10 protein-coding genes are annotated in these 13,630 nt (G+C 52.2%); 4 read left to right on the top strand and 6 right to left on the bottom strand.

The features are described from left to right. Positions 1–204: 204 nt before the first annotated feature. Entirely contained in the window at positions 205–750 is a 546-nt protein-coding gene (gene mog, locus A5320_RS00720; protein ID WP_068059664.1) for a molybdopterin adenylyltransferase, read from the top strand. Here the strand turns inward: mog and A5320_RS00715 are convergent. After that, positions 747–1,514, bottom strand: a complete 768-nt coding sequence (locus tag A5320_RS00715) for a HesA/MoeB/ThiF family protein (protein WP_068059663.1) — start codon at positions 1,512–1,514, stop codon at positions 747–749. The genes mog and A5320_RS00715 overlap by 4 nt on opposite strands. A 300-nt stretch (positions 1,515–1,814) precedes the next feature. Between A5320_RS00715 and A5320_RS00710 the strand changes: the two genes are divergently transcribed. Together A5320_RS00710 and A5320_RS00705 are read left to right on the top strand one after the other, a co-directional pair. Next, on the top strand, positions 1,815–3,815 hold the full coding sequence (locus A5320_RS00710) for a serine hydrolase domain-containing protein (RefSeq protein WP_157605564.1): 2,001 nt from the start codon (positions 1,815–1,817) through the stop codon (positions 3,813–3,815). A 60-nt stretch (positions 3,816–3,875) separates the two neighbouring features. Then, positions 3,876–4,562, top strand: coding sequence for a hypothetical protein (locus A5320_RS00705; protein WP_068059661.1), 687 nt, complete (start codon positions 3,876–3,878; stop codon positions 4,560–4,562). A gap of 20 nt (positions 4,563–4,582) precedes the next feature. On the opposite strand, the gene A5320_RS00700 is transcribed toward A5320_RS00705, so the two are convergent. Next, a complete protein-coding gene (locus A5320_RS00700; protein ID WP_082971462.1) occupies positions 4,583–6,154 on the bottom strand; it encodes a serine hydrolase in 1,572 nt (523 codons plus the stop codon). A gap of 137 nt (positions 6,155–6,291) precedes the next feature. On the opposite strand from A5320_RS00700, the gene A5320_RS00695 reads away from it, so the two are divergent. Continuing rightward, positions 6,292–7,266 carry a GlxA family transcriptional regulator gene (locus tag A5320_RS00695; RefSeq protein ID WP_068059660.1) on the top strand — a complete coding sequence of 325 codons (975 nt, stop codon included), beginning with the start codon at positions 6,292–6,294 and terminating at the stop codon, positions 7,264–7,266. Positions 7,267–7,509: 243 nt separating this feature from the next. Here the strand turns inward: A5320_RS00695 and gcvP are convergent, their stop codons facing one another. The 4 genes from gcvP to A5320_RS00675 all read right to left on the bottom strand — a co-directional run bounded on the left by gcvP (position 7,510) and on the right by A5320_RS00675 (position 13,627). After that, a complete protein-coding gene (gene gcvP, locus A5320_RS00690) occupies positions 7,510–10,398 on the bottom strand; it encodes an aminomethyl-transferring glycine dehydrogenase (RefSeq protein WP_068059659.1) in 2,889 nt (962 codons plus the stop codon). A 159-nt stretch (positions 10,399–10,557) separates the two neighbouring features. After that, a complete protein-coding gene (gene gcvH, locus A5320_RS00685) occupies positions 10,558–10,944 on the bottom strand; it encodes a glycine cleavage system protein GcvH (RefSeq protein ID WP_068059658.1) in 387 nt (128 codons plus the stop codon). A 99-nt stretch (positions 10,945–11,043) separates the two neighbouring features. After that, a complete protein-coding gene (gcvT, locus tag A5320_RS00680; protein WP_068059657.1) occupies positions 11,044–12,123 on the bottom strand; it encodes a glycine cleavage system aminomethyltransferase GcvT in 1,080 nt (359 codons plus the stop codon). 280 nt (positions 12,124–12,403) lie between these two features. Further along, positions 12,404–13,627: an FAD-dependent monooxygenase gene (locus A5320_RS00675; protein WP_068059656.1), complete on the bottom strand. Its 1,224-nt coding sequence runs from the start codon at positions 13,625–13,627 to the stop codon at positions 12,404–12,406. Positions 13,628–13,630 lie beyond the last annotated feature (3 nt).

Genomic DNA, 13,630 nt, shown 5'->3' with positions numbered 1-13,630 from the left:
CTGCCAATTCTACATCCGGGCAACCAAAGTTGCTTAACACATAATACGGCAACCTGATCATGCAGAATGCACTGGTCTTGCACCAACAGCTGATGCAATATGACGCACTCGATGGCCTGAGGCCAATCATAAATAAATATTCGGTACATCCCAAAAACAGTGCTGTTTTTGGCGGTTAAATTCAGTTGCTGTGGAAAAATACGCATGAAACCAAGCAGTGGTCAGACGATAAAAATTGGCGTTGTCACGGTGAGCGACCGTGCGTCACAAGGGATTTATCAAGATATCTCTGGCAAGGCGATAGAACAAACTTTGACGGAATATCTGCGCTCGGACTGGCAAATGCTTTACCGCCTAATCCCCGACGAGCAGCCGCTGATTGAGCAGACGTTAATCGATCTCGCGGACAACGAACAATGCTGCCTGATTGTCACCACTGGTGGCACTGGACCGGCCAAACGTGATGTGACACCTGAAGCGACTAGCGCAGTGTGTCACCGAATGATGCCTGGTTTTGGTGAGTTAATGCGGGCGGAATCACTGAAATATGTGCCAACGGCGATTTTATCGCGTCAGACTGCAGGCCTACGCGGCCAATGCCTAATTGTCAATTTACCCGGAAAACCAAGTGCTATTCGCCAATGTCTTGATGCGGTGTTCCCAGCCATTCCATATTGCATCGATCTGATGGACGGCCCTTTCATCGACACTGACCCCGATGTGATGCCGGTGTTCAGACCAAAAACTTAACCGCCACCACAGACCGGACAATCGGCACTGCGCGGCAGCGTAAATCGGCGCCAGTCAAATGTCAGTCCATCTAACAACTGCAGCTGGTGCCAAGGGACTTGCCCCACACCAGCCAAAATATTAAGCGCCAGCAGCGCTTGGCTGACGCCAATGACTCCGACCACAGGCGCAAAAATTCCGGCTTCGAGACAACTCAGCTGCGGCTCACCAAATAGAGTGCTGAGGCACTGGTAACACGGCCCATCCCCTTGATTGGTAAAACAACATAGCTGACCTTCAAAACGGATCGCGGCGCCTGATACCAAGGCGGTTTTTGAGCTTACACAGGCTTGGTTGATCAACTGGCGCACGGTTAGATTGTCGGTACAGTCCAGCACTAAATCGTGATCATCCATTAAATTTGCTAACAACGCGGCGTCGGCAAATTGTGCAATCGCGTTAATTTGAATGGTCGGGTTCTGTGCCGATAACTGCCGTGCGGCAATATCAGCTTTATTCTGGCCAATATCGGCCTCGGTAAACAAAATTTGGCGCTGCAGATTACTCAAATCAATGCTGTCACCGTCGACCAAAGTCAACTGGCCAACACCGGCACTTGCCAAATAGGGCGTAGCAGCACAACCAAGGCCGCCGAGCCCGACAACTAACACTTTGCTATTTAATAATCGCTCTTGACCGGTTAAATCCATCGCCGGCAACATAATTTGCCGACTATAACGGCGGGTTTGCGCCAAATCGTCCAGCTGTTTGAATTTGTTCGACATCAGATTGATCCTTGAGCTGACTGCAACTCCCGCAGCAACTTGCCACAGTTGTTGTCATGTGGCTTGAACTTGCTATCACAAGCATAACACTTCCAATCAGAGGGCCCAATTCAGTGTGCCACTGCAATTAAACCTGCCCCTCACTGCACCACCGATGGTGTCATTGGCAGTATTTAACCTGTTTTTGGCATTTTTGCCGAGCCGTGACTCTCTATACTCCTCCAGAACCCTAGCAATTGGATAGTGTTTGTCAAAACTGTCCATGCCTTACCGTCTACGACCATTCTTAATGAGCAAAAAATGAAACATATTGGTTTGACCACACTCATCATCGCCACAGTTCTGAGCGCGGGTGCATTCGCCGCCGATACTAAATTGCCAGCCAATAATAAATCGCCCGGCCTTTTTCTGGGTCAGCAACGTCTGCAAATGACTGAGGGCAGCCGCCTTGTCGTTCCTGGCGGCTGGCAGATAAACAACGCGAGCAATATGCTGGTACTCAATATGCCGGGGCATGGTGGCCAGATAGCAGTTGTCGAGGTGCAAGCCGAGGACGCAGCACATGCCATCGCTGCCGCCTGGGCACGCTTCAAACCAGACTTCACTAGTCCGCTACCCAAATTGACGGCGCAACCAGACGCAAACGGCTGGAGCAAACAGGCGCTGGCCAGCTACGAAATGCCCGCCGGCAGTGCAGAGTTTATCCAGGCACAGGCCCGCCATAGCGGGACATTTTGGAACGTGACCCTTAGCGTCGGTAAGGCCGCGCTGTTTGACCAACGCGCCATCGACGTAGCCATCATTAACAGCAGCCTATGGGCACCTGGATTCGAGCGTGAGTCTCTGCTGGGCCGGAAGCCGCATCGGCTCGACGCTGATCGCATCGCCAAGATGAAAGCGTTCATGGCCGATGGCATGGCGCGCCTGCACATTCCTGGGCTCGCTTTTGCGTTGCTCGACGGTGGCGAGATCGTGTTTGAAGGCGGTATGGGCGTACGCCAACTCGGCAAGCCAGAACCGGTAGACATCCACACTGCGTTCATGAACGGCTCGTCCCTCAAACCGATGACCACCATGCTGATGGCGCATCTGGTCGATCAAAATAAGCTGCGCTGGGAGCAAAACGTCACCGGCATTTATCCTGCTTTTAGATTGAGTGATGCCGCCACCACACAACGGGTTCAGTTGCGCCATCTGGGATGCCATTGCACCGGGGTGCCCAATTACCAGCTGAATAATTTTTTCGGCTTTGGCAGTGTCACTCCCGAAATTATGATGGCCCGCATCGCCGACTTGCCGCTGACCACTCCGTTCGGCGAGGTGTACCAGTACAGCAACCAGATGGTGGCTGCAGCCGGTTTCATCGCCGGCCGCGCAGCGTTTCCCAAGCTGGCGCTCGGCCCGGCCTATGACAAGGCGATGCAGGAGTACCTGTTTAACCCGCTGGGCATGCGCGACAGTACTTTCGACATGGCGCGCGCACAGCGCGGCAACCATGCCGCCCCGCACGGGAATGGTCCCGATGGCAAGACCGGCGTCGGGGCCATGCCATTAAATCATCATCTCATCCCGCTTCGCCCCGCTGGCGGTGGCTGGACATCCGTGCACGACATGGCGCTTTTTATGCAGTTCGAAGCACGCGCCGGAAAACTACCCAACGGTAAGCAGCTCATAAGCGCCGAACACGTGCTGGAGCGCCGGGTGCCGCAAGTCGCCACCGGGTTAGACGGCTATTCGGGGATGGGTTTGGGCGTGAGCAATAGACTCGGGGTCACCACCCTGTCACATATGGGTACGGTGCTCGGCTCGAACAGCGACTTCTTTCTCGTGCCGGAGAGCGGGATCGGCATCGTGGCGCTGTCCAATGCCGATCAAGGGCATTACCTTTTTATGATGGCCCGTCAGCGACTGCTGGAATTAACTTATGACGTCAAGCCCACAGCAGAGTCGATGTTGCCTCAGTTGGTCGCTCAGAATGAAGCCGATGCCGCCGCGCGTTTAGCCGAGGTAGCCAAGCCTGACCGTAGCCTGGAAAAACACCTCGCCGCCCGCTATGCCCATCCCGTCTTCGGGAAATTGACGGTGTCCACTGCGGGAGATTTCCCGGTATTTGACTTCGGCGACTGGAAAGCCAGATTTGTCGGGACCACGAAGCCTGATGGTAGCGTGGTCTTCAGCGCCATCGACCCGATCCACGGCCTGTTTGAATATCGTGTCCAGAACACGGCTGACGGGCGGGCTATTGTGCTTGATGATGGGCCGGGGCAACGCATCCAATTTAATGAAGTGAAAGGGGAATAGGTTAATGCGGCACGTCGTATGCCGCTGTCAGAAAACACTTAGCCAGCAAGGATAGACCCTATGTACTTCTTTCGCGCCGTCGGTTCTTTATTGTTGGCCGCCATGCCGTATCTTGTGCATGCAACGCCACCACAAAAAGTGCCATCGGAGGCTAGCCGCGCTGGCAAGCTAATTTTTCTTGAGCAGGACGAAGAAATGCGACTGGCGCTCGGCGCAGCGCCCGAACATTTACGCGCACAGGCGACTGTGTATGTCTTTAAGAGCCAGGGTTACCAAATGGTCAGACAAGGCAGCAACAACGTCGTCTGTCTGGTCAATCGGGATGGGCAACAAACGGGCAGCGATATCCTGCGCCCGACATGCTGGGATGCCGAAGGCAGCGCAACCATAGTGCCGGTGATGTTGCGCGTTGGAGAATTGCTGGCGCAAGGCAAACCGGCACTGGAGATCAAACATGACATTGACGATGGGTTTTCCAAAGGGCGTTTTTCCAGCCCGCGCAAAACCGGCGTCGCTTACATGCTGCTCGGTGACATACGTTATGACAGCGCCACCAAAGTCGTGACTACCTTGTTCCACCCCCACTATATGATTTATGCGCCCGGCGTTACCAACAGTGATATCGGACTAACGAAGGCTGCGCAGGATAACCATAGCAACCTGCCTTTTATCTTTGCGGGCTATTCGGGCGGCGCACATACCGCCTACCTGATCATCGCGGCCAGCCTAGGTCACAGCACGCCATGACGAACCTCTGGCGGTAGCGTTTAGTGTCCGGACTTTCCGGCAGCTACACGGCGGGTGAAAACGATATCTTGCACACCATCTTGCAAGTCCATTTGTAGCGAGCTCACCTGGCCATCTAGCGCCGTGTTGAACTGTACCCGCTGCAACTCAAATAGAGCATTGACTGCGGCCCGATCCCCCACAAACATGTCGTAATGCCAGTGTTGCAGGGGGGTCACCACACCATGAAAATCAAAGCTTAACTTGCCCTTTTGTTCCTGCACGGTAACGGTGCCATAAGCCGGGTGTTCAAAGCTGCCAGTAAAGTCTTGTAGCGTATGGCTGGGTTGGGTACCGGCGACTCGTTTTTCCGGTGGTTCTAAATCCATATGGTGTGGGTTTATTCCTTTGGCCAGCTTTTCCAGCGCACGCGCGCTCCAATCCACCCGAGGCAAATGCAGTAAACGGTCAGCCGCGGCGCGTGCGGTGAAATGATGGGCATCGGTCATATCCAAATTGGCCAGCACAACGATACCGATATTATCATCCGGGAATATCACCATGGCGCTGCCGAACCCGTCAATGATGCCGCTGTGTTCCAGGCGACGATGTCCACGGTAAAAACTGGCGAACCACCCTGGTGCATAGCCAGTGGGGACCAACTCGGCGGTAATCTCGCCGTCGCTCAGCGTGTGCGGCGTATGCAGAAAATCGATACTAGCCGCTGACAATATTTTTTTGCCCTGGTACTGCCCACTGTTCAGGTGCATCCGTAACCATGCTGCCATCTCATTGACACTAGAGAAAATTCCGCCCGCCGGCGCAATTTGGTGAGTCGGCGTGAAAGGTATGTTCTGCACGGCTCCGTGTACTGGTTTTTGATAGCCCAGACTGAAATTGCCATCCCGCTGGCTTTGCGTCACGGTGAAGTTAGTGCGCGTCATGCCTAAAGGTCCAAGCAATTGCTCGCGCACGGTATCTTGCCAGCTCTTGCCGCTGACAACCTCCGTGACGTGACCGGCGGCAACAAACATGATGTTGTTATACTGAAATTGAGTGCGAAAATCCGTTGCTGGCTCTAAGTATTGCAGGCGCTGGGTGATATCAGCGAGTGTAAGGTCAGGTGCGTTATACCAAATAAGGTCATGCCGGGGCAGGCCGGTGCGATGGCTCACCATGTCGAGCAGACTCACACGTTCAGTAGCCATATTGTCGTGCATCTTGAATGCGGGTAGCCAGGTTTTCACCGGCTTGTGCCAATCAAGTTTCCCCTCCTCTACCAGCGCGGCAATCGTAGCGGCGGTAAAGGATTTGCTGCTACCAATTTGTAGCAAGGTATCCGCGGTCATCGGTAAGTTTTGCGCCACATCGCGCAAGCCATGGCCTTTGGCGTATAGCACTTGATCACCCTTGACTATCACCACGGCCATTCCCGGTACGTCCCAATCCTGCCGAATTTTTTCAACTTCACTGTCAAATCCAGCCAAGTCGTTTTCTTTAGCAAGATGTTGAGTTGCCTCAGCAGGGGCTGCAGCCTGTGCGGGTGCTATAATTGGGGCCCCCACGCTCAGCAGTGTGGTCACAAAGAGTAAGGTCAAACCAAAGTGTTTCATTTTTTTGCTCAATCAGGATGGTTGTCAATGATAAGGCATGGGCAGTTTTTACCAACACCGTCCAATCTCTAGAAAACTGGGCCATGATAGAGTGTTCCAATTAGACAAAAATGCCAAAAACAGGTTAAATTCTGCCAATGACACTGCCACGCAATATAGCAATCCTTTGTTTTGACGGGATCCAGATACTCGATGTAACTGGACCAGCTGCGGTCTTTGCCGCAGCCAATGATGCCGCCGGCCGTGCGTTCTATAACGTACTTATCTTGTCTGCCGAAGGCGGACTCGTACAAAGCAACAGCGCAATCACCTTGTCCACCCAAGCGGTTCTTACCATAGCCCACGACAGCATCGATACCTTGCTAATTTCTGGCGGGAGCGCTGACGGCATGGCGCGGTTTGTCGCCAACGCTGCGGTAAAAACCTGGGTGCTGCAAACGAACCAGCATTGCCGCCGTTTAGGTTCAATATGTACCGGTGCTTTTGCGCTTGGCCAATTTGGCCTGATCGACAACAAGCGTGTGGCAACACACTGGTCGTCGTGCACAGAATTGGCCGAGCGTTATCCGTATGTAACCGTCGATCCTAATGCACTGTTTATTCAAGATGGAAAGGTGTGGACCTCCGCTGGCGTAACTACCGGTATCGACATGTGCTTAGAATTAGTGGCGGCCGATTTGGGCAATCATATTGCAAATGCCATTGCCAAACGGCTCGTACTTTACGCTAGGCGGCCAGGCTTCCACTCCCAGATGAGCCCGATACTGTCGGCACAGTCACATGCTGACCCACAATTTTCACAACTGATCGACTGGATCCGGGAGCACTTAGCCGAGCCCTTGAATGTCGGCAGTCTGGCTGCGAAAGTGGCGATGTCTGAGCGAAATTTTCATCGTAAATTCACCGATGCAGTTGGTGAAACCCCTGCCCATTTTATCGAAACTCTCAGATTAGATTTGGCACGCCAACTTTTGGCAACAGGCCTTTCATTCAAGAGTATTGCAGCGCAAACGGGATACGCTGGGACAGCTCAACTAGCAAAAGCATTTGAACGGCGTGTTGGTATCCCGCTAACGCATTTTAAAGAAACACAAACGCTAAGAGATGAATGAGTCCGGAACAGACCTAAATGTTGACCTGAACTGATACGGGAAAGTAGTGTTTTGTTGAACTATTGAATTTGCGATGAGCTTTTTGCTGAACGACAAGGCCTGATTCAGACCTAAAAAAAGAGGCGAACCTAAGTTCGCCTCTATTCATCAGAGTTTCACACGAGTTTCCAACTACATTTGTCGGTTTCCAACTAGATTGGATCGGTTACCAACTAGAATTGTCGTGATCAGTAGTTGATTTTACTAACGATAATCTTCCGGACTAGGGCAAGCGCACATTAAATTCCGGTCGCCATAAACGTCATCAATCCGTGAAACGGTTGGCCAGAACTTGTTGTCGGCGACGTATTGCGCCGGGAATGCGGCGTATTGACGGTCGTAGGCGCGGTCCCAGTTGGTGTCGAAAATATCGGCCATGGTGTGTGGCGCGAAGTGCAGCGGGCTGTTGTCCGCTGTCCACTCACCTGCTTCAACCCGGGCGATTTCAGCACGAATAGCAGTCATCGCTTCGATGAACTTGTCCATTTCCACTTTGGCTTCAGATTCAGTTGGTTCAATCATCAGCGTGCCAGCAACCGGGAACGACATAGTCGGAGCGTGGAAACCGTAGTCCATTAAACGTTTGGCGATGTCCATTTCAGTCACGCCAGTGGCTTCTTTTAATGGACGCATGTCGATAATACACTCGTGCGCAACGCGGCCGTTGGCGCCTTTGTACAATACCGGGAACATTGGATCTAACTTGGCGGCCATGTAGTTGGCGTTTAAAATCGCCATTTCAGTGGCTTGACGTAAACCGTCGCCGCCCATCATTTTGATGTACATCCAGCTGATTGGCAGAATGCCGGCGCTACCAAATGGTGCGGCCGAAACTGCGCCGTTATCCGCGCCAGTACCAGCAATTTTCACGACAGCGTGGTTTGGCAGGAACGGCGCCAACTGTTTTTTGACGCCGATTGGACCCATACCTGGGCCGCCACCGCCGTGTGGAATACAGAAAGTTTTGTGCAGGTTTAAGTGAGATACGTCAGCACCGATAAAGCCTGGTGACGTCACGCCAACCTGGGCATTCATGTTCGCGCCGTCCATATAGACCTGGCCGCCGTGCGCGTGAATAACGTCACACAGTTCGCGAATTGATTCTTCAAACACACCGTGCGTTGACGGGTAAGTCACCATAATGGCGGCTAATTTGTCAGAAACCGCTTCGGCTTTGGCTTTTAAATCAGCCATATCGATGTTGCCGGATTTATCACAATCCACCAGCACCACTTCAAAACTGGCCATTGCTGCTGTTGCCGGGTTAGTACCGTGCGCCGACACCGGAATTAAACAGATGTTGCGGTGTGAATCACCACGGCTTTCATGGTACTTACGGATGGCAATTAAACCAGCGTATTCGCCTTGCGCGCCCGAGTTTGGCTGCATCGACATTTGGTCATAACCGGTAATATCGACCAGCCAATCAGCCAGTTCGCCGATCATCTGGTAATAACCTTCGGCCTGATCTTTTGGCACGAACGGGTGTAATGACGCAAATTCTGGCCAGGTCACCGGGATCATCTCGGCAGTAGCGTTTAATTTCATGGTGCAAGAACCTAATGAAATCATCGCGTGGTTCAGTGCTAAGTCTTTGTTTTCCAGCTTTTTGATATAACGCAGCATCTCAGTTTCGCTGTGATACTGGTTAAAGACCGGGTGCGTTAAGTATTTAGAAGTCCGCACTAAATCAACAGGAATAGAGTTCGAGCCTTTAGCAACGATAGCGGCATCCAATGCAGCAACATCTAAACCGTGGCCAGCGCCGAATACCACATCAAACAGCTTGGCAATATCGGCCGCTGCAGTTTGCTCGTGGAAGCTGACACCTAAAGTATCGGCTAAATCGGTACGGAAGTTCACGCCAGCAGCTAATGCACGGGCTACTACTTCGCTACGATTGGCAACAGCGAAAGTCACAGTGTCGAACCAGCTGTTGTGTTTCAGCGCAACGCCTTTGGCAGTTAAGCCGGCTGCGAAGATGTCGGCTGAACGGTGAATTCGCTCGGCGATATTTTTCAGGCCAACCGGGCCATGGTACACGCAGTAGAACGACGCCATATTGGCCAGTAATACTTGTGCAGTACAGATATTCGAGTTGGCTTTTTCGCGGCGGATATGTTGCTCGCGCGTTTGCATTGCCATGCGCAGTGCCTGATTGCCACGACGGTCTTTCGACACGCCGATAATCCGGCCTGGCATCGAACGTTTGTAATCATCACGGGTAGCGAAAAACGCTGAGTGTGGGCCACCAAAAGCCATTGGCACGCCAAAACGCTGCGCTGAACCCAGCACCACATCAGCACCTAATTCACCAGGGGAGGTCAACAGCAACAGCGCCATTGGATCAGTTGCTACTGCAACAATGGCTTTTTTCGCTTTTAAATCAGCAATCAGCTGAGCATCGTTACGCACTTCACCGGTGGTGGACGGGTATTGAATTAATGCGCCAAATACATCATGGTTTACTGCATCCGCAGCAGAACCTACGATAGTTTCAAAACCGAACATCTCGGCACGGGTACGTACAACGTCGATGGTTTGTGGATGCACGTCATCGGCGATGAAGTAAGTGTTAGATTTGTTTTTAGTGACACGTTTGGCCAGCGCCATCGCTTCAGCAGCGGCAGTCGCTTCGTCCAGCAGGGAGGCAGAGGCCAGTTCCATGCCGGTTAAATCTAATGAAACCTGTTGGAAATTCAGCAGCGCTTCTAAACGGCCCTGGGCAATTTCCGGCTGGTATGGCGTGTACGCGGTGTACCAGCCCGGGTTTTCCAGCACGTTACGCAGAATGACATTCGGCGTATGTGTTGGGTGATAACCCATACCAATGTAAGAGGTAAACATTTTGTTTTTGCTGGCAGCAGCTTTTAAGTAAGTCAGCGCATCCGCTTCTGTGGTCGCTTCGCCGGTGGACAGAGGCGTAGTCAGACGAATACCGGCAGGTACTGTCTGAGCAATCAGCTCTTCGACACTGCTGACGCCCAGTTCAGCCAGCATCGCTGCGGTTTCAGTAGCGTTCGGGCCGATATGACGGGCGATAAAATCAGTTTGATTCGCAAGTTGCGACAGGGTTTTCACAGAAGTGGTCATGCCTGGAATTTCCTAAAAAGCTTAACGGGGGTGAAAGTTGGCTTTGATACGCAGTCAACTGGCATTCAGCCTTGTCTTTCACCAATTTAACACTGGATTTATCCACGATGGGATAAACAAAACCCCGCTGGTTAGCGGGGTTTATTCTATTTTTCGAACTTATTCTGCGATAGAAGCTGCGTAACCGGCAGCATCTAATAAACCAGCCAGCTCGGCTTCGTCAGATGCTTTGATCTGGAACATCCAGCCATCAGCAAATGGTGCGCTGTTCACTGTTTCTGGTGAGTCGTTCAGCGCGTCGTTCACGGCTACGATTTCGCCAGAAATTGGCGCGTAAATATCAGAAGCCGCTTTCACTGATTCAGCAACAGCAACATCGTCGCCCTGAGCAACAGTGTCACCCACATCTGGCAATTCAACAAACACCATATCGCCTAACAGGTCTTGCGCGTGTTCAGTGATGCCAACGGTGTAAACGCCGTTGCCTTCGCTACGAACCCATTCGTGTGATGATGCGTATTTTAATTCTTGTGGGATAGTGCTCATGTTAGTTCCTCAGACCTTTTATTCTCAGTATTTATTAATGAGTATTTGTTTGTTGTTTTTTCGCTGGCAGGCCCGGAAGCCGACCAGCGCACAGCTAGTTTAGATGACTTTTTTGCCCATACGTACAAATGACGGTTTCACAACCTGAACCGGCACTAATTTACCACGGATATCCACTTCTGCCGTGTCGCCAACCGTAGCTGGTACGCGGGCCATCGCAATACTGTAACCCAGAGTTGGCGAGAAAGTACCTGAGGTGATTTCGCCTTCGCCGCCTGCAACAAGCACTTTTTGACCATGACGCAGCACACCTTTTTGCTCCATCACCAGGCCAACCAGCTTAAAGGTACCGGCAGCACGTTGTGCTTCCAGCGCGCTACGGCCAATAAAGTTACGGTCGCTTGGTTCCCACGCGATGGTCCAGCCCATATTGGCGGCCAGTGGTGATACCGTTTCGTCCATATCCTGGCCGTACAGGTTCATGCCTGCTTCTAAACGTAAAGTGTCGCGGGCGCCTAAACCGGCAGGTTTTACCCCAGCATCCAGCAGTTGTTGCCAGAAATCAGCGGCAGCGCCGTTTGGCAGAGAAATTTCGTAACCATCTTCACCAGTGTAACCGGTAGTGGCGATAAACAAATTACCGGCTTGTACGCCAAAGAACGGCTTCATGCCAGCAACTGCAGCTTTTTGCTCATCGGATAATAAGGTCGCCACTTTGGCTTTGGCGTTCGGGCCCTGCACTGCGATCATCGCAAATTCAGGACGCTCGGTGACAGTGACATCAAAGGCTTTGGCCTGGGCGTTGATCCAGGCCAGGTCTTTTTCGCGGGTGGCAGAATTCACTACTAAGCGGAAAAAGTTTTCAGTCATGAAATAAACGATTAAATCGTCAATCACGCCGCCGGCTTCGTTCAGCATGCCGGTGTACAGCGCTTTACCAGGGGTAGTTAATTTGGCAACGTCGTTGGCGACTAAATAACGCAGGAATTCGCGGGTGCGGGAGCCTGTCAGGTCAACAATGGTCATATGAGAAACGTCGAACATGCCAGCATCGGTGCGGACCGCGTGGTGTTCTTCAATTTGAGAGCCGTAATGCAGTGGCATATCCCAGCCATGGAAATCGACGACTTTAGCGCCAGCTTCGAGATGTTTGCCAATTAACACAGTTTGTTGAGCCATCTGTACCATCCTCTGCGCTGATGTGGGCACCAGCTATTGTCATAGGGTAGTAAAGTTACTGTAGTTCCAGCTTGTCTGACAGCATGCCACAGCTATGGATCACTGCGGCTTCTGCCCGGCAATTTTGCTGAATTCCACAGCATCATTACGGGTATCGCTAAAAGATGGCGCGGATTATAGCCGATGGACTAAACAGCAAACAGCCCCATTTTCATTAGATTTAATAATGCGAAACCACCTACATCCTTCCGGTTGTATACCTTATATTATTAAAATCCTATTAAAGTTTAATGACTTCAGGCCTTGCCAGCTGCGGCAAGTCGCCACTGTTGCCAAGGGCGGCCGCCATGATCTTTTCCTTCAACAACGGCAGCTGATCAGTCAGTTTCATCCCAACAGCTCTGACCAGCTTCGGTAGTTTCAACTGGCTACCAAAACCGCGTTTAAACAGCTCCATCGCTGCAATCATTTGTTGTGCCTCACTTTTTCGCCAGCGTTCGTATTGGCGTAACAATCGTTGTTCTACCAGCGGTAAATTCCGCGCTAACTGCTGATTGATTAGTTCTGCTAATGCAGCAACGTCCATCAACCCCAGGTTCATGCCCTGCCCGGCCAATGGGTGAATGGTATGCGCGGCATCGGCGACCAGCACTGCTTGTTGCCGAAACCATTGTTTCGCGTAGCGCATGGTCAATGGATAGACTGACGATTCACCGACCAGTTCGGCCATACCCAGTACGGCGTTGCAGGCACTGGTCAGCTGCTGCGAAAAGCTTGCTGAACTTGCTGCATGCAAGCTTGCCGCATGCTGTGGGCTGGTGCTCCAGACAATCGAACACAGATGTGGATCAGCAAGCGGCAACAAGGCCAAAGGACCGGCCGGTAAAAATACTTGCCGCGCCGTTTGCTGATGGGGCTCAGCCGTTCTGATCGTCGCCACCAGCGCATGCTGCTCGTAATCCCAAAACGCGATTGGCAATTGCAGCTGCTGGCGTACAAAGGAATTAGCGCCATCAGCACCAACCAGCAATTTAGCCAGCAATATTTGCCCATCGGCCAGCTGCAACAGGTTTTGCTCATCGCCAGCGCTGATTTCTTTAATGGTCACGCCAAACCGGCAGCTGATCTGCGGTAGTTGTTGCACCCTCGCATACAGCTGCTGGCGTAATTGTTCGTTATCGACAATAAAACCAAGCGCGGGGTGGCCTAAAGATGCCGCATCAAACGAAATCCGGGCGAAACTGTCGGCTTCCCACACTTCCATCCGCTGATAGGCCGGGTTGGCGGTCAGTTGTGGCCATACCGCCAGCTGTTCTAATAGCCGTTTTGACGCCAGATTAAGTGCACTCACCCGCTGAAAAGTGGCCGGTTGTGGTAATGGTGCCGGGCCTTGATCTAATAGCTGAATGGACAGGTGTTTACTATGCTCGCCGGTTGCCAGCAACAGAGCTAAGGTCAGGCCGGCACTGCCACCGCCTACAATGACTACATCTGAAGTTTGCATGCT

It is taken from the genome of Rheinheimera sp. SA_1, from assembly GCF_001669775.1.
GTDB lineage: Bacteria > Pseudomonadota > Gammaproteobacteria > Enterobacterales > Alteromonadaceae > Pararheinheimera.
Note: the sequence above shows the minus strand (reverse complement) of the source record. Positions and strands in the feature narration are given on the sequence as shown.